A 24,691-nucleotide genomic window follows, 5' to 3' on the forward strand; every position below is an offset into this window, starting at 1 on the left:
CCGAGGTCGAGGGCCAGGCCCCACCCGTGGTTGGAGGTGCCGGGCACGGCGGCGGCTGCGGTGTTCTTGCGCCGCCACCATCGCTTGCCCTTCCACGGGCCGCGTTGGTCGTTGACGCCCTGGTAGGTCGGGTGCGGGTAGCGGTCCTCGAAGATCTCGACCTGACCGTTCGTGCCCCACTTGGGTCGGTACGCGTCGGTGACCTTCAGCGGCTTGCCGAACTCCCGGGCGAACGCCGCGGCGAGAGCCTCGAACGCCGCCGCGGCGTCAGCTCGAAGCAGGTGCCCAGTCGAGGTTCGAGTGAGCGCCTTGTCGGGGATCTCGCCGTTCGGGTAGGTAGCCATCTGGTGCCTCCTGGCATGACGAAGGCCCCGACGCGGTGCGTGTCGGGGCCCGTGGATGGTGTGGTCAGTCGGCAGTCGTGAGGTGCTCGTCGAGGCGCTTGGTCAGGGCGGCGTGCTCACGGCGCTGCTCGGCATCGCGTCCCTCGACGCGGACGTCGAGGCGGGCGAGGGCGTCGGTCTGCTGGCTCTGCGTCTTGCGGATCCCGCGGATCTCGGAGTCGTGGCGCTTCTGCCCGGCCTCGAGGCGGTCGAGGCCCGCGGAAAGGTCTCCGCGCATGGCAGTGAGTTCGTCGCGCAGGTTGGGGTACTCGGCGTCCGCGTGCTCGTTCGCGGTCTGCTCGCGCGCCTCGCGTGCGTCGCGCCCGATCCGGTCAAGCTTGACCTTGCCCAGGATGACGGCCGCACACGCCCCCAGGGTGGTGATGAGCTGGATCACGACGGCGTCGCTCATCACAGGTCCCGGTACCAGACGGCGGGCTGGTCCAGGCGCAGGGTGCCGTTCGCGACCCAGGACTGGGTGGCGATCGGGGAGCGCAGCGAGATGGCCCCGGTCGAGGTGTCGAACAGCATCGTGATGGGCGCGGCGAGGTTCGTGCCGTCGGGCAGGGCCTGGGCTGTGAGGATCAGGTCGCTCTCGCCCACGTTGGCGCGCATGTCGGCGGGAATGGCGATCGTTCCGATGCCGACCCACCCACCTCCCAGGCTGAATGCTCCTGAGGTGCGGGTCAGGCGGCCACGCATGGTCATGCGCCACCCGGTGGCGGTGACCTCCTGGCGGATGCGCAGGGTCGAGGTCCACAGGGCGATATTGACCACGAGGTCCGTCAGTGGGCCGGCCACACGGGTCCAGGTCGACCCGCCCGTGTTGGTCTCGGTGACGCCCGTGTCCGTGCGGCGCACGGTCAGGGGCTCCGTCGGCGTCGGGGCTACGAGCGCGGCGAGCGCGTCGCGGTCGGCAGCATTCGCGACCGGGACGATGACGCGCCCGTCGAGGGAGCTCGCGAGGGTGCGCATGTCGCCGTCAGGGTCGAAGACGTCGGTGCCGGCCGGAACGGTCAGGCCGGTGGGTGTGGTCGCCATTGGTCAGCGCCTCCAGTCGAGCTGTAGCTGCCCGGAGGCAGGGTCGGCGTCGACACCGGTGATGCCGACGTAGGGGGATCCAGCGACGGCGATGCCGCCCCCGTTGATGAGGTCTTGGCCCCAGGCAGTGGGGATGGTCACCCACTGGGGGCCGGCGTTCGGGGTCAGGGTGATGTCGTGCGGCCCCGCGACTCGGGCGACGTCCCCGGCGGGGCGGGCGGCGTTGGTATGGCGGTACAGGTGCAGGGCCTGGGCCGCGTTGTAGGACCCGATACGCAGGCGTGCACCGAGGCGGATGCGGGCGCCGGTGATCGTGGCGCCGGCGAGCTGGGCGGCGCCGTTACCGTAGAACCATGCGCCGCGGTTCTCGCGCGCGGATCCGTACCGGTACTGGATGACGTCGTTCCCGGCCCACGCCCAGGTGCCCCCGACCTGCCAGGCCCCGGAGTCCGTGGCGGTGATCGTGAGCGTGCCCGACGTCGTGGTCGGCGGGGGTGGGGGTGTGCCGCCCCCGGGGTCGGGGGTCGGTGCCGGGACGGTCGCCGCAGCAGAGGGCCAGATCCACGGCGAGGTGGACTGCCAGTCCAGGCGGACCAGGGCGCCGATGGTTGGTGCGGTGCCGACGTAGCGGCACTGCAGGACCCCGGCGTCGGTGGTGACCGGCACGATCCCGGCGGTAGCGGCGCCCTGCACGGTCCCGGTCAGCGGTCGCAGCCCTGTGGTGATGACCGGGCCCATGACGACGGCGGACCCGTCGACCATCAGGACGCGTACCGCGTCGCCCGCGGTGGGGATGTACCCGGCGGGCCACGATACGGGCGGGGCGGCGCCGTCGACGTTGACCGCGAACCCCGCTCCGGCGGGCACGACGACGCCCGCGCGCAGCCTCACGACGGACTGGTCACCCACGGCGAACCCGGGCTGCGACAGCCTCCAGCGCCTGCGCGCTCACGCGCACGGTCAGGGTCATTTTCTTCGAGGGTGTCGTGCCGGAGTCGGACGTCGCAGAGGTCATGCGCATTCCTACGACCCTCCCTTCCAGCGGCAGCTCGCCCGCGGTGGTGGCGGCGATGACGGTCACGCGGTCCTGGATCTGCAGCCCGGGGTGGGTCAGGCAGGTCACGGTCAGGTCGACCTCGCCGGAGGCGACCCTGTTCGCAAGGAGCGTCTCGGCGTCGGCGTCGACCCCGGCCTGCGTGGTCGCGATCGACCGGTGAAAGATCGGGACCTTGCCGAACGGCCCACCCCACCGCAGCGGGCCGCTAAGGATGTACGCGCGCCCCACCAGCGGGCGCCCGTCCGGCGTCTCACCAGTGCTGATCGCGGCGTTGTAGACCCCGTCGTCGGACAGGGACCGGGCCAGGCCCACGAGCACCCCGTCCTCACCACCAGCCAGGGTCCATACCGGACCCACGCCAGCGGTCGGGACGAGCTCCATCGCACCGTCGGGGCCCATGCGGTAGGTCGCGCCGATCACCGAGAGCAGGTCGTCGACGGCATCCATGCGACCGTCGCCGTACACCAGCGACCCGGGCACCGGCCCGTCGACGACGTCGGGGTGCGCGACGACCGGGCAGATGTCCTGCATAAGACGCCGCACCTCCGCGACGCACGTCGCAGCACGGATGACCTCCGCGTCGAGACGGTCCATGACCGCGGACGCGGTCTCCTCGTCGGCCTGGATCGTGACCGACCCGCCACCCGCGATCCGCACCGCGCGCCCGTCGCCGAGGTTGTACGTCAGCCACGTCTCGCGCGGGTCCGGGCGACGGATCCGCCACCACCCCAGCGGGACCCGCGTCCCGGACAGGCCCGACACCCACGTGATCTGCAGGCGTGACCCGCCCGGCCCCAGCGGATCCGACATGCCCCACGGCGCGAGCGACCCGTCAGGGTCGCCGACCGTGACCGTGGCCTGCCCCTGGACCTGCCGGTCCGCGTCCCACCCCAGCGACCAGGCCGAGACGTCCAGGTGCTGCGCGACAAGCACGCTCTCCCGCCAGGCGTGGACCTCGAGGCGGTCGCCGGTCGTGGTACCAGCGATCTCCGCGTCGAGCTCCTCGGATTCGACACGCATCAGGGAACCTCCGGATCTCGGGACCAGTCGATGTACGTGTCGCCCGGACGGGTGGCCTTGACAGCGTTGTAAGTGCGGGGGGACCACAGGGCCCGGACCTGGTCGTAGGTCCACCACGGGATCACGATCCGCATCGACGTCGGACGCACCTGCGTCACCGTCAGCACCCACTCGCGATGCCCGACGACGCCGCCCACGACAGGAGATTCGTCCAGGTCTGGGATGGCGACGTGCGCGACAGGATCGAGCGGGATCTCGACGGGCAGGCCGCGGATCACGACCTGGCCAGCCGAGTCGAAGAGCTCGTCCAGCGCCCGCACGAGCGCTCCCTGCGCCGCTGCGAGATCTTGCAGGACGATCGGCACCTGCGACGGGGCTTGACGGCGCCCGATCGACGCGACCGGGAGCCTGGCGCCCTCTGGCGTCGCCAGGTCGACGGGTTGACGTCGGGTGAGTCGTGACGCCGAGGCCGACAGGAGGCGGATCGAGTCTTCGCCATGTGTCGGGGACACGCGCACAGCGCTGCGGGGATTGAGCGGGTCCTGGATCCACGCCCAGCTCGACGGGACCGTGACCGTCGCCTCGAGCGGGGACGGCGTCACCGCGCCCGAGTGCACGACCAGGCGATACGTCGCCGGGACGTTCAGCGGCGGGACGTGGTCACGGAAGAAGTCGCCTCCCGTGACCACGACACGCTCGGCGCCGCGGACCCCGTGCCACGTTCGGCCCGCATCCCACGACACCTGCACGCTCACGACCGACTCACCCGAGCCAGACAGACCCGTCACCGTCACACCGACCTGCGGCGCCCCAGCGTCGGGCAGGACCTCCACAGAGATACCCATCAGCGCACCCTCCCCACCGTCTGCCTGGACCCTGCGTCGGATCGGTCACGCGCCCCCAGGAGCCCCGAAGAGACCTGAGCGGCACCCGCAAGCACGACCAGGCCGACGCGCTCGGCGAGGTAGTCCAGGTCCGCGCGCGCCAGCCGCGTGGGCCCCAGGTCAGCGGCAAGGAACGCAGGAGATGGCGCCGTGCCGCCCGTGGTTGAGACGTTGCCGCCGTTGGCGTAGCCCGGGAGCCGGTCGTCGTTGATCGCTCGCAGGAGCGCGGCATGCTTGCGAGCCTGCTTGGTCTTGACGACGAACTCCTCGGGCATCGCCAGAATCGGGACCGAGTCCTTGCCCGGGATGCCTCCGGTGACCGGCCCGCCGTCGGCCATCGCGCGCGCGTTGTTGCCGACGGCGTTGAGCTGCTCACCGCGCTGGTTCATCTGCATGGTGAACGAGAAGACTTTGCCGTTGAGGGCGTGCACCTGTTGGGTGACGCCGTCGATGCGGTCCCAGGCGTTGCCGCCAGCGACGACTTGGATCGACCCGTCGGGCAGGTGCCGGACCTCGTAGGCCAAGCCGCCGATCTCGACCGTGACCGCGCTGGCGTTCGACGAGATCGCGGTATCGACCTTGCTTGGCACGGCGCCGTAGGTGTCGATCAGTGCCCACGCCTGGTCCTCGGTGAGGCCCATCTGCGTGAGCTGGGCGAGGAGGGCCTGGCGGCCGAGCTCGTACTTCCCGGCGAGACTCTCCTGGGTCTCCCCGGCCCGAGCACCTGCTGCGGCCTCCGCGTCGAGCGCGGCGACCGCGTTCTGCAGCTGCCCTTCGAGCGCGGCGCCGGTGGTGACCGTGCCGTCCTGCGCGACCGAGAAGGCGTCCACGAGAGCCGTCGCTCCGTCGGCGGCGAAACCGACCGCGTCCAGGGACTGCGCCGCGCGCAGCGAGGCGTCGTGCAGCTCGGCCTGCATGAGCTGCGGGATACCGAACTCGTTGAGCTTCTGCTGGGCCGGGTCGATCCCGTTCTCGATCAGGTCCCGGCGCATCGTGTCGGCGACGTTCGACGTGGTCTCGTCGAAGCCACGCATGTCCTCCGCGAGCTGGCGGAGCCCGGAGCCGTCCTGGGCGCCCGGGAGCCACTCGTCCATCGCGTCGATGATGCTCGCGAGCGATTCGATCAGGTCAGCGATCGGACCAGCGACGAAGCCACCGAAGGCCTCGGTCCCGGCAGCCGCGCCCTCGACCAGAGATCGGCCCGTGTCCAGGCCGGCGTTCGCGACGTCGAGCAGGAACCCGACCACGGCCTCACGGTTCTCCGAGACGAACTCCGCGGCGTCGCCGAGAGGCTCGGAGAACGCAGCCGCGAGCGCCCCCTTGATGCCGTCGGCTGCGACCTCGATGTTCCGCTTTGCGGACTCCATCTTGGTCGCGTCGTTGTCGGAGAGGGTGTCGAACATGCGCTGCGCGGAGCCGGTCACGCCGTTGAGCTGGTCGACTGCGGTCGTGAGGTCCATGGCGAACAGGGCCTCGCCGAGGTCCTCGGCCTGGGTGCCGAAGAGCGCGATCGCGGCCGCGTTGCGGGCGACTGGGTCCTCGATCTCGCGGAGCTTGTCGAGCACGATGTCGAGGCCCTCGCGAGCCCCCTCGCCCCCGGCGGCGATCTTGGTCGTCATCTCCTCGGCGTTCAGGCCGAGGGCCTTGAATCCTTCGGCGCTGGCCTTGGACCCGTCGGTCGCGCGGATCTGGAACTCCTTGAGGGCGTCCGCGGCGAGGTCGGAGTTGCGGGCGCCGGCACCGAGCCCCTGGTTGATGAGCCCGAGAGCCTCTGCGCCGGTCAGGCCGAGGCGCTGGAAGAGGGAGGGGTACTCGGTGAAGGTGTCGAGCAGGTCCTCCTGGGCGTTGACGCCCTCGCGGGCGCCGGTCGCGAGCAGGTCGAACGCCTCGTCTGCGGTCTTGGCGAGGCCGGTCTTGAGGAGCTGTGTCACGGCCACCGAGACGGGGCGGACGTCCTCGTCGAGGACGTCCGCGATGCCGGCGAGGGACTGGATGACCTGCTGCGACTGGCGGACGGTCAGCCCCGGGTCGAGCAGGCCGCCCTGCAGGGCGATCCGGGCCGTGTCCATGTTGGACTCGATCGACTCGCCGAAGGTCCCGGCGTAGGCCTCGCCGGCGGCGCGGCCGAACTTCGCTGCCTGGCCCTCGGTGACGCCGGTCAAGGCCTCGAGGCGGTCCTGGCGGACCTCGACCTGCAGCCCGTCGTTGACCCCGTCGACGATCGCCTCGCCGATCGACTGGCCGATCTTGATCACGGCGCCGGCGATCGGGATCGCGGCGAGCCCGGCGAGGATGCCGGTCACCAGGGCCTTGCCGCTGCGGTCGCCGCCGTCCTTGCCTGCGCCCTCGGCGGCGTCTGCGACGTCGTCCAGGGCCGCCTCGGCGGGCGAGGTGTCGGCGTCCACCTCCATGGTCGCCTGGGCCGAGCGCAGGCCCTGCAGGGTGCGGTCGACGCGCTGCAGCTTGCTCTCAGCGCGGGCGATGTCCGCGTCGACCTGCAGCTCGCCCTTCACCGAGTTGAGGTACTCGAGGTCGTCGCGGATCTTCTGCGACTCGGCCTCGGCCTGGGAGATGTCAGCCTCGACGCGGGTCATCACGTCCATGGAGACGAGGTTCTTCGCAGCGTCCTCGACCCGGTCCATGCCGGCGAGCGCGTCCGTGGGGTCCGCGTCGACCTTGACCTTCGCGGGATTCTTCTCGATCCGCTGGGCCGCGGCCTTGACGTCCTTCTCCGCCTTGGAGATCTGGCCGGTATCGGCGGTGAAGAGGAACTCGAGCTCGCCAGCGCGCATGGCCTGTTACCTCCTGGGGAGTGCGTGGTGCAGTCGGCTGCGCGGGTCGTGGACCAGGTCGAGGATGAGCCCGCGGATCCCGACCCACGGCCGCGCGAGCACGGCCGGGTCGAACAAGTCGATGCGGTGCAGCTCGGACAGGTCTGCGAGGAGCAGGCCCCAGTGCCGGGTGATCGCCGTCCACGAGTCGTCGACGACGGGCCCCGTGATACGGGCGGGTTGCGGGACGCTCAGGCGGGCGGGCGTCCGGTAGTCCGCGAAGATCGGGAGGCCCTGCTCGTCGACGTCGATGGGTTCGCCGACCCCGTACCGGACCCACTGTTCCGGCGTGAGGTCGGCGAGGCTTTTGGGCCGTCGACCTCGTCGTCCTCCTCGGCGCCCGCGCCCTCGCGTGGGGACCACAGCAGCGTCGCGTAGACGTCAGCCACGCCCTTGCCGCGCGACCAGTAGAAGACGGCGTAGTACGCCATGCGGTCGATCGTCGTGGGGTGCACGCCGTCGGCCACCATCTGCGCGTAGACCCCGGGCCCGAGGGCCGGGTGGTCGTCCGGGCCGATCGTGTCGAGCACGTCCTGCACGTCGCTCGCGATCGGCCCCTTGGCGACCCCGAGGTTCACCTCGGCGCGCACCGCGCAGGCCAGGAGCTTGCCCATGTCCACCACGCAGGGCGGCCGGACCGAGTAGGTCCGGTCGCCCAGCGTGAGGACCAGCGGGGGCACGGCCCACTCCGAGAAGCTGACCGTCACAGGTCAGGCTCCGCGGGTGTACGCGAACGCGAGCGAGACGCCGCCGGGCGTGGTGACGGTGACCGCCGCCGGGCCCGCGGCGCCCGCGGGGACGATCGCGACGATCGTCGATCCGCCGATCACCTCGAAGTCGCCGGCGGAGACCGCGCCGAACTTCACGGCCGTTGCGCCGAGGAAGCCGCTACCGGTGATCGTGACGAGCTCGCCTGCGGCCGCGGCTGCGGGCGAGACCCCGGTCACCTGGGGCGTGGTCACGCCCCACCCCGCGAACGGGTTGGCGATCTCCTTGCGCTGACCCTTGCCGGTCAGCGTGATGTTCGAGCGCTCGACGGCGCCGTCGGCCCCGGCGTTCTGCCGACCGATCGACACCGTCGCCAGCCCCTCGAACGCGTCGTCCGGGTCCGGGGTGCCGGTCTCGGGCTTGTGGAAGTACTGCACCCGCACGACGGCGTCCTCGCCCTTGGCGGAGGGGCGCGTCGCGTCGTGGAACTTCTGCAGCTCGGGCAGGTACTTGCCCGTCACGGACGACCGGTTGCCCAGGACCGTGAGCGTGATCCCGAACGACTCGGAGGTCTTGTCAGAGTTGGGGGCGCCGAAGTCGTCGTAGGTCTGCACGTCCTGCGTGACCGGCGTCGGGGTGGGCTGGAGTTCGGACATGCGACGCACGTCGACGAAGTTCTCGGCGCCGCCGGGGTAGCCGAGGTCGATGCGCATGCCGTACTCGTAGGACTTGCCGAGGGTGGTCCCTGCCGGGACCGAGGGAGAGGTGGTCATGAGGTTCAGGCCTCCGGGTTGTCGAGGATGATCTGGTAGTTGTCCGTCCGCTCTTCGCGGCCGGACCCGTCGGCGCCCAGGACTGCCCAGGACAGCCTGTGTGCGCCGTTGATGCCCTCCACGCGGGAGAGACCGTGGAGCGCCGCGAACGTCTTGTCCGCGAGCTTGTCCGCCCCGTCCGGGGCGCCCTTGGGGCCGCGGTGCCTGACCTGCACGCGACGGGTCTTGAGCCCGTCGACCAGGTCGTCGGTGCCGCCGTAGACGCGCACCCCGACCGCCTCGTCGGGCGTCGCGCCGATCGCGCCGTAGAAGGTCCAGACAGTCGCGGCCGGGTTGATGCCGCCCGGCTTCCACGCCCACCCGCACCGCTGCGCGAGCAGCCGGCACACCAGCTGCGTCAGGTCGGAGTCATCCACCGAGCTCCTCCTGGATCTTGCGCGCCATGATCTGCACGAGCTCGCCCTGCATGTCCTGGGCCGCGGACTCGAGGAACTTCGACCGCCCAGACTCGTGCTGGTAGTCGAGGTCCTCGTGCTGGCGCGCGATGTACGGGTAGCGGTTCTTGCGGCCCGGCCGCTTGGGCGTCGTGTAGGACACGGCGACTTGCATGTCGTCGACGAGCACCTCGCCGGCGTCCTGCAGCGTGCCCTCGTCGAACGGGGCCCGAGCGTTCGACTCCGCCAGGAGCGCCTCGCCCGCCTTGCGCAGACCGGCCTGGCCGGCCTGCTCGACGGTCGAGAGCACTGGGAGGTAGAACTTCATCCCCTGACCTCCGTCCGCTATCGGTAGATTCAGGGCCATGCGAATCGAGAAGCTCGTGGCCACCTTCGTCGTCCTTGCTGCCCTGACCGCCTGCAGTCCCGGTGACGTTGAGGTGACTGCAGAGGAAACGCAGACGACGGAGACGAAGGTGACGATCACGACGCCGGAGCCGAGCGAGCCGGAGCCACTCGCGACTCGCCCGCCCCAGGAGTGCGGGACGCCCACGCCGCGCGGAAGTGATTCCCCGGTGGCGGATGCGGCAGCGACCGCGGTTCTTCCCGAGACGGTCACGCTTCGCCTCGGTACCCAGGTCATCGACTCGATCGACGAGGCTGGGATGGTCGAGGCCGTCGCGAGGATCTGCAGCGAGCCGCTCAGTAAGGACGAACTGACAGCCATCGCGACGACAATTGCCCAAGCGATCTACGCCGACCCATCGCACGAGACCGTTGCTCTGCTTAAGGTCTCGTCCTGGGTGCCGGTGTCCGATGGCAGCGATGCGCTCACCGAGGACCAGAGTCTTGACACCGACTACCAGACGTATCTCTGGGATGCGGACCCGTCGCTCCTCCCGAGCAACTGGACTCACAACCCCTAGGCGAGGGCCAGCGTCTGATACGCCGGCCAGCCGGGAGCCTCGTGGCGCCCGATCGCCAGGACCGCTGCCTCCCGCTCGCCGGTCATCCCCGGCCACACCGTGACGAGCGAGCCGAGCGGCACGACCTCGTCGAAATTGATGGTGACCTGAGAGGTCGAGACGACCTCGGCCCCATCGCTGGTGATGACGAGCTTCTGCTCGTCCTCCGCGAACGCGCGCACCTCGCGCGGGTCCCCGTGACCCGAGCCCATGCCCGCGTTCTCGACGAAGTCGCGGACGCGGATGGTGTGCGGGGTGAATCTCTCGGGGAGCCGTTGGGTCACGAGAGCCACCACAAGGGATCTGCGGGAGCCTCAGGCGCCATGCTGATAGTGAACGCCTGCTGCTTGCCGACTCCGAGGAGCTTGCGTTCGGCCTTGGTCAGGTAGAGATCGCCGGTCGGGTTGGCGTAGGTGACCGACTCAGCGAAGGGCCCGAAGGTCTGGGACCCCTGGGTAACCCCGGCCCGGGACCCGTCCGCCTTCATCGCTCGCTCGACCATGGCGCACGAGATCATCCGCCGGGCCGGCAGGTCGGTGACGTCGCCACCGTCACCGACCACCGGCACCTTCTCTGCGTCGAGGTGCACGGCAGCGTCCTCGAGCAGCGTCTGGGCTCGCTGGTGGGACTCCGCAGGGAGGCCCGGCCAGCGCAGCAGCAGCTGTTCAACGGTTGCGTATGCCATGGCCGGGCCTCCCGTCGCTCACCAGTCGGTCTCGGTGGCCACGGCCGGGGTGTCGCCCTCGTCCGTGTCCTCGTCGTCCTGGTCGCCGTCGCCCTCGTCGTCCTCGTCGCCGAGGTCGTTGTCGGCGTCGACGTGGTCGCCCTCGTCGCCGAGGTCGTCGTCCGCGTCCTCGGTCGCTGCCGCGATCGCCGTCTTGATGGCGTCGCGCTTGGCGCCCTCCGGGACCTCGACGCCGAGCGCCTCGGCGTAGGCAGCCCAGACCTCGGCGCGCGCGTTGCCCCGCGGCACCGCGAGCTCGCCGTCGGCTGCCTTCGTCTCCTCGGCGTCGCGCCACTCAGGGCCAAGGCCCTGAGCGGTCTCGTCGTCCACGTTCACGATGACGCCCGTTCGGGCGTTCACGAGGCGGCCCATCAGACGACCTTGTCCTCGATGACCGCGAAGCGGTTCGTGAAGACGTACCAGCCGTAGACGATCTCGAGGCGCAGGGCGATCTGGTTCTTGCGCTTGAGGTCGCCCTGGCCGTCCGGGTCGCCGAAGCGGATGATCTCGACGGGCAGCTCTCGCTGCACGCCCCACCGGATGCCGTTCTGGAAGTCGCCGACGATGGCGCGGACCTTCGTGTCGACGGCCTCGGGGGTGCCGGAGACGGTGTCGCCCTGGGCGACGGGCACGCCCATGAAGTCGGAGACGTTGGTGCCGAACCCGAGCTGCGGGTAGCGCTGGTCGCTGGTCTCGCCGGACCCGTCCTTCTTCTTGAGGTCGGCCAGCGCCCACGCGAACTTCGGGTCGATGGCGACGCCGTTGACCTGGGAGGAGGGCGTGCCGTTGATGAGCAGGCCGACGGCGGCGCGGAAGTCCTCGTCGGCGTCGGCCGTCGCCTGCTCGACCCGCTTGGTCGTGGCGGTGACGTAGTTGTCCCACCCGGTGATGACGCTGCCGGTCAGCGGGTTGATCCGGTGGTACAGGCCGAGGTCGAGGCCTCGCGAGAGCGCGACCTGGCCGGCGTCAGCGACCTCGGTCAGGATCCCGAGCTGGTAGTCCTCGTCCGCCCACTGCACCTCTTCGTTGAAGCGGAGCGTGACCTGGCCCTTGTGAGGCTTGGCCGTGACCGAACCGAAGCCGGTCGAGGTCGATGCCTTGTTGGCACCCTCCTCGACGTACTCCATCTTCGGGAAGTCGTTGAAGGTGATGAAGTCGACCTCACCGAAGCGCATCGGCTCGCGGTTCGAGAGGCGCGCCACAGTGGACAGGGACTTGGACTGCTTGATCATGCCGTCCGCGATGGTGCGGGGCATGAGGACCTTGGCATCAGAGCTGCCGAAAACGGTCATGGTCAGAGCCTCTTCTCAGAGAGTTGATGGAACGTGCGGTCAGTCGCCGGTACCGAACAGGCGACGCGCCGCAACGCGCGCCTCGTCGTCCCCGGCGGGGGTGGAAGGGGTGTCTCCCTGTCTGGGGATGACCGGCCCGCGGTGGGCCTTGGTGACGAGCGGCTTGAGCTCCTCGAAGTGGGCCTGCAGCTCCTCGCGCGTGGATCCGCGCAGAGCGGATGCCGGCACGGCGGAGTCCTTGACGATCTCGCTCGCCCAGGTCGCGGACTGTTCGCGGGTCTTGTACCCGTCGAGCTCCTTCTGCGCGGCGGCCAGGGCGTCGGCCTGCTTCTGGGCCTCGGTCTTGGACGCCTCGGTGAGCTTGTCGAACTCGGTCGCCTTGGTCTTGAGGTCGTCGTAGTCCGCGTACTGCGCCTTGGTGCGCTCGACGCGGGCCCCGATGATCTTGTCCAGGTCGGCCTGGGTGGCGGGCGGCGTGTACTTCGCGCCGTCGCCCTCACCGGAACCGCCCTCGCCGCCACCTTCGCCGGCGGTCATGAACCGCAGACCGCGGAGGTTCAGGTGCTTGGGGACGCCGATGTTCGGCGCCTGATAGCGAGGGAAGGTGCTCGTGTTGCTCGTCATGCTTGGTTCCTCCGTTAGCCCGTCGGCATGCACCCCGATTGACCGCTCGGGTAGGCGTATGACCCGCGGTTGCGGGTGGCTTAGTCGTCGACGAACGCGTCGACGGCGTCGCGCAGTTTGGCCGTGTGCTCGGCACGGTCGGCCGCCGACATGGCCGACGTCTTGCGCGAGGCCACGTAGGCCCGGACGTCGACCTCGGGCGCGTCCTCGTCCCAGGACGGGACGGTCGCGCAGTTGCAGTGACCATGAGAGGCAAAGTCGGCGACTCGCTCCCGATAGACGGCCCCCCGCTGGGCGAGGAACCGGCAGAACTTGCAGCCCCCGGATCGCGTCACGCGCTGCCACCCGACGGCCCGCGGGTCGCGCTCGGTCGCGCGCATGACCGTGAACCGAGCCGGCACGAGCACTCGCTTGCTCGAGGAGTCGAGCAGCGAGGGCAGCGCCAGCGCCGGCGTCGCGGTGTAGAGGTGCCCCGCGGAGAACCGCACCGAGGCCTCGACGACGTCTGCGGGCACCGGCTCTGCGACCTCGGCGCGGTAGCGACCCGGCACGCGCTCCACGGCACGCACGTCGTCGTACCAGTCGGCGGCCGCCGCAGCGCCGGCGTCGCCGTGCTGCGCGACCAGGAGCGGCAGGTACTCGAGGAGAGCATCGCGGGCGACGTCGGGCTTCTCGAGATCCAACGAGGCGAAGAACGCAGTGAGACTCTCGGAGAGCAGCGCCAGAATCCCCGCTTGCGCCTGACGCAGCTGCGCTACTTCGGCCTGCCCGACCATGGCTACTTCTCCTCGAGGCCCGCGGCCTCCGACTCGGGCATGCGGAGCGAGACTGGGACTGCGCCGGTGAACTCGATGCCTGGCAGGCCCACACGGGAAGCCACATCGTTCGGTGCGACACCAGCGCGGATTCCTGCGCCGAGCGCGTCGAACCTGATTTTGAGCAGTGCCGGGTCTTCCCCGCCGGAAGGCGGGACAGGTTCCGACGCGGGCGCTGTTGTGGATGCCCCCTGCCCGAGGGCAGCGAGTGCTTCCAGCCGGTTGCCCGCCTGAGCGCGCCGCTTGTCCGCGAGTAGGCGCGTGATCTGGGCGGAGGTGAAGCCGGCCATCTCGAGGCCGACCTCGGACTCACTGATCCAGGGAAAGACGGCCGAGACCTTGACGAGCGCGTCGGCCGCGGCGCCGGGCGACGTGAACTCGGGGTTGACCCAGTTGCAGTCGATCCGTCGGAGCTCCTCGGTGCCGTCGCCTCCGTCGCGTAGGCGAACGATCCGGCCGGCGACTCGTCGCAGGGTGGCCGACATGATCCGGTTCTGCCGCTTCGCGGTCGTGGTCAGGCGTCGGTCTGCTGCGTAGATCGACTCGGCGCTCGGCGGGTTCTCCGTGATGATGCCGAGCGAGTCGATCGGTACGCCGGTCGCGCCGGAGAACTGCGAGGCGTACATCCGGTACTGGTCTGTGAGCGGCTGCATGGTCATCTGCTGCAGCTGCTTGACGTCCGGGGCGTTGCCTTCTTCGTCTGCTGTGAAGCCGGTGATGCGGTCGACGGCCATCTGCCACTTGCCGCGCGCGAAGGCGTCCTCGGCGACGCGAGTGATGATGATCTTCGGGAGGGTATAGAAGTCAGCGCCGATCTCGCCGCGGACGATCGCCGAGAGTGCGTGATCGGTGATGTTCATGACTGTGCGCGAGATGCGTGAGCGACCGAAGGGGCGATCGAGCTGGGGGTCGAAGGCGAGCGGCTCGACGAGCACTTCGCGCAGCGGGTTGGGGCGACGGTCGACGGTCCAGGAGCCGGACGGCCGTCGCGTGCAGATCAGAACGACGTCCGGCAGGTAGACGTCCATCGCGGAGGGGCGCCCCTCTTTGTCGGTGTCGGTGATCGCCAGCGCTGCACTCACGGCACGGCGGCGCTTGTCCCAGATGGCGGTCGACCACTCGGCTGAGCGCGCCATGAGGGTGACTTCCGGCTCGCCGGCCGCCGTGTCACCTAGCGCCGTCGTGAGGAACGCGCACGAGTGCTTGTACGCCGACGTGATCGCCTGCGGGAGCTCGAGGTCGAACCGGTTCGCGTCCAGGATCGCGCCCAGCTCGAACGGGTCCTGCTCGCCGCCAGGCGAGACGAACGCATCGAAGATCGACCGTTCTGCGAGCGCGCTGACCGACTTCTCCGGCCAGTCAACAACCGCGCGGATGCGCGACATGGCCTCAGCCGGGATGTTCCCCGACGGCTTGAGCGGCATCTTCGCGTCGTAGTAGACCGAGCGGAGACGGTTCCGCGGGTACTTCGCCCGCCACTCGATGAACAGCGTTCGGATGACGTCGAGCTCCTGCTCGCTGACGTCGGTCATGATCCGGGGCACGCCATCGAGCGCGTTGGAAGGAGCAACGGTAATCACAGGGCCACCTGAGTCCTTCCTGGTTTGCGCTTGCTGGTCTTGGCGCCGAAGTGCGCCAGGCTCACAGCCTCGGTCGGGGTCTCGTCGCCGTCGCTTGTGGTGGCCTGCCAGCCCCAGGAGCCGCTCGTGCCGCGCTTCTTCTTGTCCGAGATCGCGACGCTGTCGTCGAGCGCGGCCTGCCCGTCAGAGGCGAGGTGGGTCGCGGTCCGCGCGCGAACCGCTTCGTGGAAGAGCGAGCACGCGCCGAAGTACTCCGTGGTCGTGGCCATCTTGATGAGCCGGTCAGGGACCCCGCGGGTGCGCAGAGCGTCGTAGAGCGCGACGGCGCCCGCACGTCCCGAGATCACGATCACGGCCGCCGAGCGCCAACGGAGAGCGAGCCAGTCGGCGAGCGCTCCGAGGCCTGCCTCGACTCCGCCGGACATGGCGTCGATGAGCTCGACGTGCACCCCGGTCTCGTGCTTGCGGGCGCCGGCCAGCGCGACGCGGTCGCCGTTCATCGAGAACGCGACCCCGAAGCTCTTGATGCCCTCGGGCGCGACGCGCACGCCGGTCGCTTCCCACTGGTCGGCGGGGATCAGTCGTGAGCCCGTCGTGTCGTCGTCCCAGATCCCGAGCGCCTCGCGCCGGAAGGACGCGTCGTCGGTCAGGTTCTCGCGCATACGTTCCATCGACTCGACGGGCGTGCGCTTGGGGAAGGAGACGTTGGCCTTGCGCCACTGCTTGTGGTCGTCGAGCGAGGGCCCGCCGTCGCGTCCGGTCTTGGGGTCCGCCGAGAACTCGACGTAGACCATGTTCTTCGCCTTGCCGGCGAGGGCCTTCTTGCGACGGTTCGCGAACTCCTCGCCGGGGTCTCCGGGCCGGGGCGGGGTGCCCATGAAGAACAGGAGCGCGCCCGCGGGCTGCCGCGACTGGTTCGTCGCGGCGACCATGTCCTCGAGCGCCTTCTCGGTGAGGATCTGCGCCTCGTCGAAGACCTCGACGTCGACCTCGTCGAAGCCTCGGCCGAAGCCCTGTTCGCGAGCGCCGAACATGATGACGGACCCGTTGCGAAACCGGATCTCCTGCTCGCCGTTGGTGTTGCGGGCCGGGAGCATGTGGGGGCGGATCTTCTTGCGCGAGGTCATGCCCTTGAGCGACCCGAACGTCTTGGTCGAGGTCTTGGTGCGGTGAGCCGACCACAGGACCGTTAGGCCCGGGTTCAGCAGGCACAGCGCGATCACGATCATGCCGACGAGGAACGTCTTGCCGACCTGGCGGGGGATGCTCAGGACGACGCCGCCTACCGTGGCCGCGTACTTCCCGTCCGCGCGCTTGCCGAGGGCGAGCGAGCCGATGCCGTGCTGCCACAGGTCGAACGCCACGCCGAGCTCGGAGCACTTCGCGACGACGCGGGGCCATGCGGTCGTGACGATCCCCTCGGGGAAGATGACGTGACGTGCGACCTCAGACAGCCGTGGGGTCGAACTCTTCGTCGTGGACGTCGCCACCGCCGGCCCCCTTGCCCTCGCCGCCCTCGCCCTCCTGCGCGGCCTCGGCTGCCTTGACGTCCCGGTCGATGTCGACCAGGCGGCGCGAGAGCGCTGCCAGATCCCGTGGCGAGGTGTGTTCGTTGTCGACGGCCTTGGCCAGGCGCAGCCGAAGAGCTCGCAGCATCTCGAGCGAGTCGCCGCTCTCCGCGGCGCGAGAGATCGCCGTAGCCGGGTCAGTCGATGCCTCGTCCGTAGGGGCGTCCTGCATGCTCATCAGTCGAGCTGCATGCGGACGATCGCCGCGCCCGTCGCGACAGCCGGCTCGAGTTCGAGCTTGACCCGGTCGCTGAGGTGGGCGTCGGCGTCGAGGATCACGACGTCGGGCGTGAGGCCACGGATGGCTCCCCACCAGGCAACCGAGGCGGGCAGGAAGCGGATGCTCCCGCCGGCCTCGAACCGCACGCTCTCGTCGCCGAGGGTCCAGGTAATGCGGCGCAGCTGCTCGAGGTTGCCAGCGGCCAGAGTCTCGAAGACCTGCCGAGACCGGGCGTGGGTCGCGGCGATGACGAGGACGGTCTTGCCCGTCTGGGCCAGGGGGACGAAATCGGCGAGGTTCATGCGTCCTCCCAGGTCAGGTGGCATTTCCGTGTGGAAAAAACGGACGGGGGGAGATTGGACGTATCCCCCCGGGGTGTCCTCCCCCCAGGGGGGAGGGGGTCCTCCCCGGGTCACCATCCGGGTGAGGCGACGATCTCGGAGCGCGCCTTGACGATGCCGGCCTTCTTCGCTCGAGCTTCGGCGAGCGTCATCGTCGACTTCCATCGGTTGCAGCCGCGGTGCATGAGTCGAAGGTTCGAGCGGTCGTACTCCGGGCCGCCGCGGTGGAGAGGGATGTCGTGGTCGATCGCCGCGGAGAGCGGGTCGGTCTTGCGGTCGAGGCTCTTGTCGACGTACTGGTCGCAGAGCGCGCAGTGCGTCTCCTCGGCAAGCACCCGTGCTTCGAGGGACCGCCACCTGCTCCCGTTCTTCTTGCGGAGGGGGCTGGGCAAGTTGACCTCCCGCCATCGCCGGTGACCCGTGCCGCGATCCCGTGGTCGATGTGTCGCACGGTCCGGGCGATGGCGGGAGGGGCTGGGTACGCGAAAGGCCCGGCAGCGTGAGCTACCGGGCCTTCGTGTCTGATTCTGGGGTCGGCGATAACACCGAACGGTGACAGCCTAGATCACAACGGTGTGGTTCGTCATCTCGACCGGCCAGGCGTGTCCGCACCAGCACCAGGCCTCGACGCGGCCTCCGACCCAGTGCATGGTCTGCCAGCGCGTGTGACGGTGCAGGCCCAGCCGCAGCAGCAGCCGATCCCAGCGGCTCACGATGCGAGCTCTTCGCGTGCCGTGCTCGCGAGGGCGGCGATGTCGGCCAGGACGTACAAGGCGCGGCCGCGGTGGTCGAGTCCCCAGAAGCGGATGCGTGGGGCGAGGGGCACGGCCATGGCGCGGTCGCGCTTGAGGACCTGGTTGATGGTGTTGCGCTTCACCGCGGGGCAGATTGCTCGGGCCTCCTCGAGCGTGACGACGACGTCGGGGTAGGTCTTGGGCAGGGTGGCCACGTGCCAGCGGTTCACGGCTTCGAGCTGTCGCCGGCTGCGCCACGTCATGCCGCACCCGGTGCACACGGCCTCGTCCGCGAGCCCCTGCACGGTCCACTCGTGGACGATGCTCCCGCCGCAGTGGACGCACGGGGCGGGCTCGCGCTCGGGGGCCAGGCCAGCGAGGCGCCGAACGACGGCGCGCGTCTCGCGGGCCTCCTGCAGGTACACGTCCCACGCGGGGTGGTTCTGGGCTGCCCACAGGGTGTGTGCCTCGAGGTAGGTGAGGGTGTCGTAGCCGCCGGGGCTGTAGCCAGACAGGGCGACCCAGTCCTGGACCCACGACTCGAGCAGGCTCAGGGTGCCGGCCTCGGTGCGCAGCGCCGAGGGTCCGTTCACGCTGATGCTGTCCTCGGCGACGTCGAGGGCGAAGGGCAGGCGCGAGTCGTCGACGACGGACGCCGGCCCGCTGACGTCGTAGCGGATCGCGCGGAGCCCCATGACCTCGCGGGTGACGTCGGGGAGCTGGCGCAGGTAGTCGCGGATGTCGGCGATGACCTTGCGCGCGGCCGCGAGGCACGGGTCGCAGATCGTGAGCACCGTGGTGAGGATGCGACCGCAGTCCTGGCAGCGGGCGAGCGGAGCAGGTGCGTCGGACAACGGGGACCTCCTGGTGGTGAGGGCAAGCTGATCGGCGGTGGCGGTGTTGGTGCGGGTCATGACATGCACCGGCGGCAGGGCTGAGGCAGGTGGTGCTCGGCGCAGTGGTTCTCGTCGCCGAGCGGGGAGGCGGGGCCGGTGTAGGCGTGCCAGGGCGAGCCGAAGGTGCCGGCGACCGGGACGCGGGGCGCGGGGCCGGCGTTCATCGGATCCACGGGGACAGGCTCGGGCCGGGGTTGGGCAGGAGCGGGCTTCGGTCCACCCTTGCCTCGGGATCGCTTCCGACGTCGAGTGCGTGAGCTGGACGAGGAAGACGGGCTGGAAGGGCGGGCTTAACCCAGGTGAGTCCCAACGTCTAACCCAACCCCAGCCCCTGCCCCTGACCCTGCCCCGGGCGCACCCACGCCCGCGCCCTCGTGCGCGCGCCCGAGGACACCTTTCGGAGCCTGGTCGACCACCTGGTTTCCACGTGGTCGACCAGAGGTGGTCGCCGAAGTGGTCCGCGCGGCGGTCACGGCAGGCTCCTCGGCCGGCGAGATGGTGATCTCTGCAGTTGCCGGGATGCCTGCGGCCTGGGCCTGCTCGACGGTCAGCGAGACTGGAGTCCCAGCGGTGACCGGAGCGGGCTCGGTGGCAGCGAGCGCCGTGGTGCGTGGTGCGGGTCGGAGGGTCATTTCGGCTTCGGTGGGGGTGCGCTTGCCCTTGCGGCGGTTGCAGTCGCCGCAGGCGACGACGAGGTTGGTGACGCCCTTGGCGGAGGTGGGGTCGACGTGGTCGAGGGTGGGGCGGTCGAGGGGGTCGGAGCGGGTGTCCTTGCGCTTGACGGTCTTGTGGCAGTAGCGGCATCGGGCGATGCCGGGCTTGGCGGGGTCGATGCAGTCCCGTGCCCAGACCGCGGCGACCATCTCGACGTCCTGCTGCTCCTTGCGCTTGGCGCGGGTCTCGCGGACGACGTCGCCGCGGTCGTACCCCAGGGCCCACCAGTCGTGGAAGCGCCAGTGGTTGGCGGGGACGGGCTCGCAGCGGGGGCAGTCGTGGCCGTTGGCGTGCCAGAGCCCAGCGTCCTCGAGGAGGAGGGCGAGCTTCCGGGCGACGGTGATGTCGTAGACCTTGGAGATCAGGTCGTGGATCGAGACGAGCCCGTCGGTCAGTGCCGCCTGGACGGAGGAGCCCGCCAGCGTCCACAGGCCGATCGCGGCGAGACCGTGGAGGTCGCCGTCGAGGACTGGGGCGGTGAGCTTCTTGACCTTGCGGTTGATGAAGAGCTGGTCGTCGACCATGAAGAACGGCACGGGGTGGACTCCTGGTCAGTCGGAGCAGCCGGCGCACTCGCCGGTTGCCGGGTTGATGGGCTTGTCGCACGCGGTGCAGCGCTCGAAGGGCGGGCGCTGGCGGGGCGGGAGGTTGAGGTCGGGCATCGGGTTCACCTCCCCTCGGTCGTGGGGTGGGTCGCGCGGTGCTCGGCGAGCAGCGAGGCGTGCACGTGCGCGGCCCCCTGCTCGTCGACCCGGCACCGGTAGGTCACGAGCGCGTGGCAGGCCGCGCACCACAGGGCCACGGACTCGATCGGCGGTGGCTTCGGCTTGCTCACTCGTCGCCCGCCGCGGGCATCGTCGGGGCGATGCGGTACTTGTCGTCGATGTAGTCACCGAGCCCGCGTGAGACGGTGATCATCTGCCCCTCGGGGCAGAACGTGATGACGCCGGCCCGTTGGGTCCGCTCGAGCTCGATGGAGGTCCACTCGGCCGCGATGATCCAGCCCTGGACGTAGAGCCCGTCCTGGTCGGGGTTGCTGGACTCGCAGAGCAGGGTCAGGCCCTTCGCGATGAGCTCCTTTGCGGCCGCCTCGGACTCGGTGTCAGCCACGGTCGTCCTCCTGCCCCTCGGAGGAGGCCGCGAGCGCCGGGGACGACGTGAGGTGCGCCTTCACGGCCCCGCCCGCGACGAGCGCACCGAGGGCGTTCTCGACAGCCCTCGCGCGCCGGAGCACGGCGTGCTCGTCGACGGCCTCCCCGCGGCCCGGGCCGACCCAGCCGTCGAGCCCGACCGCGTTGCCGTCGTCCCACACGTCGCCCAGCACGGCCGCGAGCGCCGCGAGGCTGAGCGCAGGGTCGGACGTCTCGTCCACCACGGGCGGGGCAGGGAGCACGGCCAGGACGCGTAGTGCGGCCTGGCGCGCCTCCTCGCGGTCATGGTCCGTCGTCGCGCCGGGGTTGATCGCGCGGGCCAGCGCCTCCACGTCCTCGCGTCGGGTGTCGGACACAGGGGCGGGTGCGGTGGCCACGGCTGCCGGGACCAGGAGGACGGCGTCGGCCTGCGCGATCGCGAAGGAGGACGGGAACGTGGTCCCGTCGGTCGTCACCCAGGAGTTCGCGCCGAGCCCATACCCGCCGAGCTTGAGCGCGAGGGAGGTACGCATGCCACGTTCGGTGGTGCAGCGGACAGCGGACCCGGGGGGCAGGGCGTCGAGCTGGGTCGCGGTGAGAGGGACTGGAGTCGGAGCGGCGTGGTCGGCCGCGTGGCCGATGTGGTCGTGGGTGACCTGCAGGCAGGTCTGGCACTGCAGGGTGCCCTTGCCCACGGTGAGGAAGCGGATGCCGCGGTACTCGATCGTGCGGCCGTCATTGGTGGTCATCTGTTCGTTCCCATCACTCGGTCGTAGATGTCGCGGGCCCAGCGGGCGTCGCCCATGGCGGTGTGGCGCTCGTCGGTGGTGGGCTCGACGCCGATCGCGCGGGAGAGCTCGTCGGAATCCCAGGGCAAGGCGGGAATGTCGAGCGGCGGCCAGGCGCCTACGCGCGCGAGGCCCGCGAGGTACCCGACGGCGAGGTTCTCGATGTCGATCAGGTGGTAGTGCCACTGCGGGCCGAAACCGTTCAGCTTGAGTAGCCGCTCGATCTTCGACGTGTCGAAGTCGGGGACGGCGCCGACGATGTGCGCCTTGCCGGCGTCGAAGTCGGGGGCCAGGAAGCGGGCGATCTGCTCGGCTGCACCGGCCTGGGTCCAGACGTGCTCGGCGTGGTTCGGCCACCGACGCTTGTGGTCTGCGAGGAACGAGTCCGGGAGGTCGGCGCACTTCTTGGCGTCGTGCTCGATGAACAGGTGCAGCTCGATCTCTTCGCCGGTCGAGTGGCGGCGGATCGCGGCGAACTCCCAGATGTCCGCGTCGAGGCCGAGGCCGGTCGTCTCGGTGTCGAGGAACACCAGCGGGGCGGTCATCGCGCACCACCGAACGGGCCGCTCGTCGCCGACAACCTTGCGTTGGGCGACGCCTGGTCAAGGTTGTCGTGCTCAACCTTGACCAGCGCCACGGCCGAGGCCGCGAGCGCCACGATGAGGAACAGCGCGAGGACACCTGCTGTGGCGCGGTTCACGCGGTCACCTCCACGCGGGTGAAGGGGACGTGGTTACGGTGCGACACCTCAAGGTCGCCGCGCTCGAACTCCGCGAGCATCCGGGCGCACTCCGAGGGGCTGTAGGTGCCGTCGCCGTACCCCTGCCCGATGAGGTTGCAGGGCCCGCGGTCGTTGTTGTGCCAGTCGAGCACCGTGTACTGCAGGGTGCCCTTGGGCTCGAACGGGGCCTGCTGGACGAGGACCGTGAAGTTCTTGCTGACGGCCTGGACCGTCCAGGTCTTGCGGGCGTCGTCGACGCGCACCTTCTGGCCCACTTCGGCGTTAGCTGGGGTGGTGAGGATCTTGCTCATGCGGTCAGAGCTCCTTGGGTGAGGGGGTACTCGCGGCCGACGTCGGCCGGGGAGAGCGGGATGAGGACGAGGCGGATGCGCAGCGGCCCGTTCGGGTAGGTGCGGTGCAGGTGGGGGCCGTCGAGCAGGCCGTCGCAGTCGTCGACGAGGACGCCGGCGTCGACCAGGCCGTCGACGAGGGCCTTGACGGTCGGGTAGAGGTTCCCGGTGTCGCGGCGGTGGTTGGTCGGGAAGCGGAACTCGGCGAGGACCCGGACGGGGACCAGGAACGGGCGCGGGAGACCGCTTGCGGGGCGGCCAAGCTCGGCGCCGAGCGCACGCCACGGGCGAGCACGACGACCGAAGACCTTCGTCTGACCGCGCAACGCGTTCATGTTGAGGAGGTCACCGGGCCACATCGCGCGCGGGATCTCGATCGCGTGGACGGTCACTCGTTGGCCTCGCGGACAGCGGTGCAGATCGGGTCCGTGCAGTACCGGTAGGGGCCCGCGTGGCCGGCGTCGTCATGCGCGCGCTCGACCGCCTGGTCGATGCCGTCGACCGTGCGCCACGCGTCGTCGTCGCAGGTGTGGGTGCAGCAGTCACCGTCGCAGTCGTCGCAGTGGTCCTTGGCGCACGTCGGCTCGCAGTCGCCGTTGCAGAGCGTCGCCTCGGGCCACGACGTCGAGAGGGTCCGGACGCCGCCGCCGATCCGGCGGGGCAGGACGTGCCCGGCGATCGTGATCGTGTCGTCCGTGACGGCCTCGACGGTGCCCTCGACGTACACCGCGAGCGCCGCGGGCTCGCCGGGCGTGTAGCCGGTCATCGTGTACCTCCGAGGGTGGTGTGGCGGCGGCGTCTGCTCTGCATGGCTGCGCGGCGGCCGGTGGTCAGTGCGGGTGTGTCGCCGAAGCGGGCGATGATGTCGGGCAGCATCGCCTCGGCCGCGGCGCGGGTCTCGGCGACGTCGTCGGGCGAGTGCTCGGCGCGAAGCTGCGCGAGGCGGGCGCGGCGATGGCGGAGCGCTTCGGCCTGCTCGTGGGCCAGTGCGGCGGCCTGGCGGCGGACCGCCAAGGTCATGTGCTCGTAGTCCTGGACGGACGGCAGCCGCTTCACGAGGCGGTCCGCAGCGGCTTGAGGACCAGGTGGCGCTCGGCGATCAGGCGCATCACGTCGCGGCGGCCGCGACGCTGGGCGACGGTCTGGACCGACGCGAGCTGGACACCGAGCCGGGCTGCGGCCCGCTCTTGGTCCTCGCCGGCCAGGACCAGGTGCAGCCACTCGTCGAGGTCTACCCCGGTGCGCTGCTCAACCGCACGGGTCGGCTCGGGTGCGGCCGGGTCGTCGATCGCGCCCTCGTCGAGGTCGAGCGGCATGGGCCAGCCGTGCTCAGTGGCCAGGTTGCGGGCGCGGGTCGCGGCGGCGCGCTCCCACTTCGTGCCGGACGGCGGAGCGACGTTCCACAGGGCGTCGAACGCGTCGCGCACCAGGCGTGCGTTGCGCGCGAGGAGCTGTTCGTGGCGGCCCTCGATCGACTTGTAGAGGGACTGCTCGTCTACGCCTGACCGCTCTCCGATCGCCCGGACGGACCAGCCGACCGAGTGCAGAGCCCGCAGGCGTCGTGCCGTCCCGTGGACCGGGACCAGGGCGCCGTCGGCGATGTCGTCCAGCGTCGGATACGGGACCGCGAGGAGCGCGGCGACCGTGCGAGCCCGAGCCTTGGTGCGCGGGGCGCCGCCGTTGCGGTCGGGGCGCCCGTACAGCAGCGGGTACACGAGCGAGGTGTCGAGCCCCGCAGCCTTCGCGACGCGCTTCCAGCCCATGCCTGCCGCCATCAGCGCCCGCACGTGCGAGGTCGCGGCTGTCGCGTCCACGTTCACGGGGGCCGAGATCGTGCGCAGCTCGTACTCCTTCGACGCGCGCGACGACGCGGCCCGGCACGGCGCGCACCGGCACCGATCCAGCCGCGCCCGGGCGTTCGTGCCGTGCTCGTGGTGGGTCTTGTGCGTGCACTCGCGCGTGACCCCACGAGCCTCGTAGCGTTCGGCCGCGGCCGCGGTGCGGGCAGCCGCCTGCAGGCGCTTCTCGCACGAGTGTCGGCGCATCGCGTACTCGACCATCCCCGCGGTCCGTGCCGTCGACACGAACCCGCACGTGG

Annotated in this window: 37 protein-coding genes; 1 reads left to right on the top strand and 36 read right to left on the bottom strand. The window is 70.5% G+C overall.

Going from position 1 to position 24,691, the window contains the following annotated elements; all coding sequences use genetic code 11:
* The 11 genes from ACFWGN_RS17770 to ACFWGN_RS17820 form a co-directional block, all read right to left on the bottom strand.
* The coding region (locus tag ACFWGN_RS17770; protein WP_377618709.1) for a D-alanyl-D-alanine carboxypeptidase family protein at window positions 1–344 on the bottom strand (344 nt) is incomplete at its 3' end.
* 64 nt (window positions 345–408) lie between these two features.
* Entirely contained in the window at window positions 409–795 is a 387-nt protein-coding gene (locus ACFWGN_RS17775) for a hypothetical protein (protein WP_377618711.1), read from the bottom strand.
* Complete coding sequence (locus ACFWGN_RS17780; protein WP_377618713.1) at window positions 795–1,424, bottom strand: hypothetical protein; 630 nt, start codon at window positions 1,422–1,424, stop codon at window positions 795–797. Before ACFWGN_RS17780 ends, ACFWGN_RS17775 begins: the two co-directional genes overlap by 1 nt.
* A 3-nt stretch (window positions 1,425–1,427) precedes the next feature.
* Window positions 1,428–2,333, bottom strand: coding sequence for a hypothetical protein (locus ACFWGN_RS17785; RefSeq protein WP_377618715.1), 906 nt, complete (start codon window positions 2,331–2,333; stop codon window positions 1,428–1,430).
* Window positions 2,326–3,501, bottom strand: a complete 1,176-nt coding sequence (locus tag ACFWGN_RS17790; protein WP_377618716.1) for a hypothetical protein — start codon at window positions 3,499–3,501, stop codon at window positions 2,326–2,328. Before ACFWGN_RS17790 ends, ACFWGN_RS17785 begins: the two co-directional genes overlap by 8 nt.
* Window positions 3,501–4,346 (bottom strand): hypothetical protein, encoded by an 846-nt coding sequence (locus ACFWGN_RS17795; RefSeq protein ID WP_377618719.1) that lies wholly within the window; start codon window positions 4,344–4,346, stop codon window positions 3,501–3,503. Before ACFWGN_RS17795 ends, ACFWGN_RS17790 begins: the two co-directional genes overlap by 1 nt.
* Window positions 4,346–7,177: a phage tail tape measure protein gene (locus ACFWGN_RS17800; RefSeq protein ID WP_377618721.1), complete on the bottom strand. Its 2,832-nt coding sequence runs from the start codon at window positions 7,175–7,177 to the stop codon at window positions 4,346–4,348. The genes ACFWGN_RS17795 and ACFWGN_RS17800 overlap by 1 nt, the downstream gene beginning before the upstream one ends.
* 230 nt (window positions 7,178–7,407) lie before the next feature.
* Window positions 7,408–7,923: a hypothetical protein gene (locus ACFWGN_RS17805; protein WP_377618723.1), complete on the bottom strand. Its 516-nt coding sequence runs from the start codon at window positions 7,921–7,923 to the stop codon at window positions 7,408–7,410.
* Window positions 7,924–7,926: 3 nt separating this feature from the next.
* Window positions 7,927–8,697, bottom strand: a complete 771-nt coding sequence (locus ACFWGN_RS17810) for a phage tail tube protein (RefSeq protein ID WP_377618725.1) — start codon at window positions 8,695–8,697, stop codon at window positions 7,927–7,929.
* Window positions 8,698–8,702: 5 nt separating this feature from the next.
* The gene (locus ACFWGN_RS17815) at window positions 8,703–9,113 is read right to left on the bottom strand and encodes a minor capsid protein (RefSeq protein WP_377618727.1); all 411 of its coding nucleotides are present in this window, start codon (window positions 9,111–9,113) and stop codon (window positions 8,703–8,705) included.
* Window positions 9,106–9,459 (bottom strand): hypothetical protein, encoded by a 354-nt coding sequence (locus tag ACFWGN_RS17820; protein ID WP_377618729.1) that lies wholly within the window; start codon window positions 9,457–9,459, stop codon window positions 9,106–9,108. Before ACFWGN_RS17820 ends, ACFWGN_RS17815 begins: the two co-directional genes overlap by 8 nt.
* Window positions 9,460–9,496: 37 nt before the next feature.
* On the opposite strand from ACFWGN_RS17820, the gene ACFWGN_RS17825 reads away from it, so the two are divergent.
* Window positions 9,497–10,057 (top strand): hypothetical protein, encoded by a 561-nt coding sequence (locus ACFWGN_RS17825; protein ID WP_377618730.1) that lies wholly within the window; start codon window positions 9,497–9,499, stop codon window positions 10,055–10,057.
* Here ACFWGN_RS17825 and ACFWGN_RS17830 read toward each other — a convergent pair.
* The 25 genes from ACFWGN_RS17830 to ACFWGN_RS17950 form a co-directional block, all read right to left on the bottom strand.
* On the bottom strand, window positions 10,054–10,380 hold the full coding sequence (locus tag ACFWGN_RS17830) for a hypothetical protein (protein ID WP_377618732.1): 327 nt from the start codon (window positions 10,378–10,380) through the stop codon (window positions 10,054–10,056). The genes ACFWGN_RS17825 and ACFWGN_RS17830 overlap by 4 nt on opposite strands.
* Window positions 10,377–10,781, bottom strand: coding sequence for a Gp19/Gp15/Gp42 family protein (locus ACFWGN_RS17835; RefSeq protein WP_377618734.1), 405 nt, complete (start codon window positions 10,779–10,781; stop codon window positions 10,377–10,379). Before ACFWGN_RS17835 ends, ACFWGN_RS17830 begins: the two co-directional genes overlap by 4 nt.
* A gap of 18 nt (window positions 10,782–10,799) precedes the next feature.
* Complete coding sequence (locus tag ACFWGN_RS17840) at window positions 10,800–11,192, bottom strand: hypothetical protein (RefSeq protein WP_377618736.1); 393 nt, start codon at window positions 11,190–11,192, stop codon at window positions 10,800–10,802.
* Window positions 11,192–12,112 carry a phage major capsid protein gene (locus ACFWGN_RS17845; protein ID WP_377618738.1) on the bottom strand — a complete coding sequence of 307 codons (921 nt, stop codon included), beginning with the start codon at window positions 12,110–12,112 and terminating at the stop codon, window positions 11,192–11,194. The genes ACFWGN_RS17840 and ACFWGN_RS17845 overlap by 1 nt, the downstream gene beginning before the upstream one ends.
* A 39-nt stretch (window positions 12,113–12,151) precedes the next feature.
* Entirely contained in the window at window positions 12,152–12,736 is a 585-nt protein-coding gene (locus tag ACFWGN_RS17850; RefSeq protein WP_377618740.1) for a hypothetical protein, read from the bottom strand.
* Between the two features lie 80 nt (window positions 12,737–12,816).
* Window positions 12,817–13,512, bottom strand: coding sequence for a hypothetical protein (locus ACFWGN_RS17855; protein ID WP_377618742.1), 696 nt, complete (start codon window positions 13,510–13,512; stop codon window positions 12,817–12,819).
* 2 nt (window positions 13,513–13,514) lie between these two features.
* A complete protein-coding gene (locus ACFWGN_RS17860; protein ID WP_377618744.1) occupies window positions 13,515–14,936 on the bottom strand; it encodes a hypothetical protein in 1,422 nt (473 codons plus the stop codon).
* A 191-nt stretch (window positions 14,937–15,127) separates the two neighbouring features.
* Complete coding sequence (locus tag ACFWGN_RS17865; protein WP_377618746.1) at window positions 15,128–16,621, bottom strand: terminase large subunit domain-containing protein; 1,494 nt, start codon at window positions 16,619–16,621, stop codon at window positions 15,128–15,130.
* The gene (locus ACFWGN_RS17870) at window positions 16,578–16,871 is read right to left on the bottom strand and encodes a hypothetical protein (RefSeq protein WP_377618747.1); all 294 of its coding nucleotides are present in this window, start codon (window positions 16,869–16,871) and stop codon (window positions 16,578–16,580) included. Before ACFWGN_RS17870 ends, ACFWGN_RS17865 begins: the two co-directional genes overlap by 44 nt.
* 5 nt (window positions 16,872–16,876) lie before the next feature.
* Window positions 16,877–17,221 (bottom strand): hypothetical protein, encoded by a 345-nt coding sequence (locus ACFWGN_RS17875; RefSeq protein ID WP_377618749.1) that lies wholly within the window; start codon window positions 17,219–17,221, stop codon window positions 16,877–16,879.
* 110 nt (window positions 17,222–17,331) lie between these two features.
* Window positions 17,332–17,652, bottom strand: coding sequence for an HNH endonuclease (locus ACFWGN_RS17880; protein ID WP_377618750.1), 321 nt, complete (start codon window positions 17,650–17,652; stop codon window positions 17,332–17,334).
* 168 nt (window positions 17,653–17,820) lie between these two features.
* On the bottom strand, window positions 17,821–17,973 hold the full coding sequence (locus ACFWGN_RS17885) for a hypothetical protein (RefSeq protein ID WP_377618752.1): 153 nt from the start codon (window positions 17,971–17,973) through the stop codon (window positions 17,821–17,823).
* Window positions 17,970–18,848 (bottom strand): hypothetical protein, encoded by an 879-nt coding sequence (locus ACFWGN_RS17890; RefSeq protein WP_377618754.1) that lies wholly within the window; start codon window positions 18,846–18,848, stop codon window positions 17,970–17,972. The genes ACFWGN_RS17885 and ACFWGN_RS17890 overlap by 4 nt, the downstream gene beginning before the upstream one ends.
* Before the next feature lie 56 nt (window positions 18,849–18,904).
* Window positions 18,905–19,063: a hypothetical protein gene (locus ACFWGN_RS17895; protein WP_377618755.1), complete on the bottom strand. Its 159-nt coding sequence runs from the start codon at window positions 19,061–19,063 to the stop codon at window positions 18,905–18,907.
* Window positions 19,064–19,180: 117 nt separating this feature from the next.
* Window positions 19,181–20,140, bottom strand: a complete 960-nt coding sequence (locus ACFWGN_RS17900; protein ID WP_377618757.1) for an HNH endonuclease — start codon at window positions 20,138–20,140, stop codon at window positions 19,181–19,183.
* A gap of 131 nt (window positions 20,141–20,271) precedes the next feature.
* On the bottom strand, window positions 20,272–20,439 hold the full coding sequence (locus ACFWGN_RS17905; RefSeq protein WP_377618758.1) for a hypothetical protein: 168 nt from the start codon (window positions 20,437–20,439) through the stop codon (window positions 20,272–20,274).
* Window positions 20,436–20,714: a hypothetical protein gene (locus ACFWGN_RS17910; RefSeq protein WP_377618759.1), complete on the bottom strand. Its 279-nt coding sequence runs from the start codon at window positions 20,712–20,714 to the stop codon at window positions 20,436–20,438. Before ACFWGN_RS17910 ends, ACFWGN_RS17905 begins: the two co-directional genes overlap by 4 nt.
* Window positions 20,707–21,483, bottom strand: a complete 777-nt coding sequence (locus tag ACFWGN_RS17915) for a hypothetical protein (RefSeq protein WP_377618761.1) — start codon at window positions 21,481–21,483, stop codon at window positions 20,707–20,709. Before ACFWGN_RS17915 ends, ACFWGN_RS17910 begins: the two co-directional genes overlap by 8 nt.
* Window positions 21,480–22,067: an exonuclease domain-containing protein gene (locus tag ACFWGN_RS17920; RefSeq protein WP_377618763.1), complete on the bottom strand. Its 588-nt coding sequence runs from the start codon at window positions 22,065–22,067 to the stop codon at window positions 21,480–21,482. The genes ACFWGN_RS17915 and ACFWGN_RS17920 overlap by 4 nt, the downstream gene beginning before the upstream one ends.
* Entirely contained in the window at window positions 22,064–22,222 is a 159-nt protein-coding gene (locus ACFWGN_RS17925; RefSeq protein ID WP_377618765.1) for a hypothetical protein, read from the bottom strand. Before ACFWGN_RS17925 ends, ACFWGN_RS17920 begins: the two co-directional genes overlap by 4 nt.
* Window positions 22,219–22,554 carry a hypothetical protein gene (locus tag ACFWGN_RS17930; RefSeq protein WP_377618766.1) on the bottom strand — a complete coding sequence of 112 codons (336 nt, stop codon included), beginning with the start codon at window positions 22,552–22,554 and terminating at the stop codon, window positions 22,219–22,221. The genes ACFWGN_RS17925 and ACFWGN_RS17930 overlap by 4 nt, the downstream gene beginning before the upstream one ends.
* Window positions 22,551–22,985, bottom strand: a complete 435-nt coding sequence (locus tag ACFWGN_RS17935) for a hypothetical protein (protein ID WP_377618768.1) — start codon at window positions 22,983–22,985, stop codon at window positions 22,551–22,553. Before ACFWGN_RS17935 ends, ACFWGN_RS17930 begins: the two co-directional genes overlap by 4 nt.
* The gene (locus ACFWGN_RS17940; RefSeq protein WP_377618769.1) at window positions 22,982–23,359 is read right to left on the bottom strand and encodes a hypothetical protein; all 378 of its coding nucleotides are present in this window, start codon (window positions 23,357–23,359) and stop codon (window positions 22,982–22,984) included. The genes ACFWGN_RS17935 and ACFWGN_RS17940 overlap by 4 nt, the downstream gene beginning before the upstream one ends.
* Window positions 23,356–23,649, bottom strand: a complete 294-nt coding sequence (locus tag ACFWGN_RS17945; RefSeq protein ID WP_377618771.1) for a hypothetical protein — start codon at window positions 23,647–23,649, stop codon at window positions 23,356–23,358. Before ACFWGN_RS17945 ends, ACFWGN_RS17940 begins: the two co-directional genes overlap by 4 nt.
* Window positions 23,646–24,677, bottom strand: coding sequence for a hypothetical protein (locus ACFWGN_RS17950; RefSeq protein WP_377618773.1), 1,032 nt, complete (start codon window positions 24,675–24,677; stop codon window positions 23,646–23,648). The genes ACFWGN_RS17945 and ACFWGN_RS17950 overlap by 4 nt, the downstream gene beginning before the upstream one ends.
* Between the last annotated feature and the right edge of the window lie 14 nt (window positions 24,678–24,691).

Source organism: Oerskovia sp. NPDC060338 (assembly GCF_042726295.1).
GTDB lineage: Bacteria > Actinomycetota > Actinomycetes > Actinomycetales > Cellulomonadaceae > Oerskovia > Oerskovia merdavium.

What these genes read in the sequence shown, in the direction of transcription:
- ACFWGN_RS17775 (WP_377618711.1), bottom strand. Translation starts at nt 795, where the DNA reads ATGAGCGACGCCGTCGTGATCCAGCTCATCACCACCCTGGGGGCGTGT.
- ACFWGN_RS17780 (WP_377618713.1), bottom strand. Translation starts at nt 1,424, where the DNA reads ATGGCGACCACACCCACCGGCCTGACCGTTCCGGCCGGCACCGACGTC.
- ACFWGN_RS17790 (WP_377618716.1), bottom strand. Translation starts at nt 3,501, where the DNA reads ATGCGTGTCGAATCCGAGGAGCTCGACGCGGAGATCGCTGGTACCACG.
- ACFWGN_RS17795 (WP_377618719.1), bottom strand. Translation starts at nt 4,346, where the DNA reads ATGGGTATCTCTGTGGAGGTCCTGCCCGACGCTGGGGCGCCGCAGGTC.
- ACFWGN_RS17800 (WP_377618721.1), bottom strand. Translation starts at nt 7,177, where the DNA reads ATGCGCGCTGGCGAGCTCGAGTTCCTCTTCACCGCCGATACCGGCCAG.
- ACFWGN_RS17810 (WP_377618725.1), bottom strand. Translation starts at nt 8,697, where the DNA reads ATGACCACCTCTCCCTCGGTCCCGGCAGGGACCACCCTCGGCAAGTCC.
- ACFWGN_RS17820 (WP_377618729.1), bottom strand. Translation starts at nt 9,459, where the DNA reads ATGAAGTTCTACCTCCCAGTGCTCTCGACCGTCGAGCAGGCCGGCCAG.
- ACFWGN_RS17825 (WP_377618730.1), top strand. Translation starts at nt 9,497, where the DNA reads ATGCGAATCGAGAAGCTCGTGGCCACCTTCGTCGTCCTTGCTGCCCTG.
- ACFWGN_RS17835 (WP_377618734.1), bottom strand. Translation starts at nt 10,781, where the DNA reads ATGGCATACGCAACCGTTGAACAGCTGCTGCTGCGCTGGCCGGGCCTC.
- ACFWGN_RS17840 (WP_377618736.1), bottom strand. Translation starts at nt 11,192, where the DNA reads ATGGGCCGCCTCGTGAACGCCCGAACGGGCGTCATCGTGAACGTGGAC.
- ACFWGN_RS17845 (WP_377618738.1), bottom strand. Translation starts at nt 12,112, where the DNA reads ATGACCGTTTTCGGCAGCTCTGATGCCAAGGTCCTCATGCCCCGCACC.
- ACFWGN_RS17850 (WP_377618740.1), bottom strand. Translation starts at nt 12,736, where the DNA reads ATGACGAGCAACACGAGCACCTTCCCTCGCTATCAGGCGCCGAACATC.
- ACFWGN_RS17855 (WP_377618742.1), bottom strand. Translation starts at nt 13,512, where the DNA reads ATGGTCGGGCAGGCCGAAGTAGCGCAGCTGCGTCAGGCGCAAGCGGGG.
- ACFWGN_RS17860 (WP_377618744.1), bottom strand. Translation starts at nt 14,936, where the DNA reads ATGTCGCGCATCCGCGCGGTTGTTGACTGGCCGGAGAAGTCGGTCAGC.
- ACFWGN_RS17870 (WP_377618747.1), bottom strand. Translation starts at nt 16,871, where the DNA reads ATGCAGGACGCCCCTACGGACGAGGCATCGACTGACCCGGCTACGGCG.
- ACFWGN_RS17875 (WP_377618749.1), bottom strand. Translation starts at nt 17,221, where the DNA reads ATGAACCTCGCCGATTTCGTCCCCCTGGCCCAGACGGGCAAGACCGTC.
- ACFWGN_RS17915 (WP_377618761.1), bottom strand. Translation starts at nt 21,483, where the DNA reads ATGACCACCAATGACGGCCGCACGATCGAGTACCGCGGCATCCGCTTC.
- ACFWGN_RS17920 (WP_377618763.1), bottom strand. Translation starts at nt 22,067, where the DNA reads ATGACCGCCCCGCTGGTGTTCCTCGACACCGAGACGACCGGCCTCGGC.
- ACFWGN_RS17930 (WP_377618766.1), bottom strand. Translation starts at nt 22,554, where the DNA reads ATGAGCAAGATCCTCACCACCCCAGCTAACGCCGAAGTGGGCCAGAAG.
- ACFWGN_RS17940 (WP_377618769.1), bottom strand. Translation starts at nt 23,359, where the DNA reads ATGACCGGCTACACGCCCGGCGAGCCCGCGGCGCTCGCGGTGTACGTC.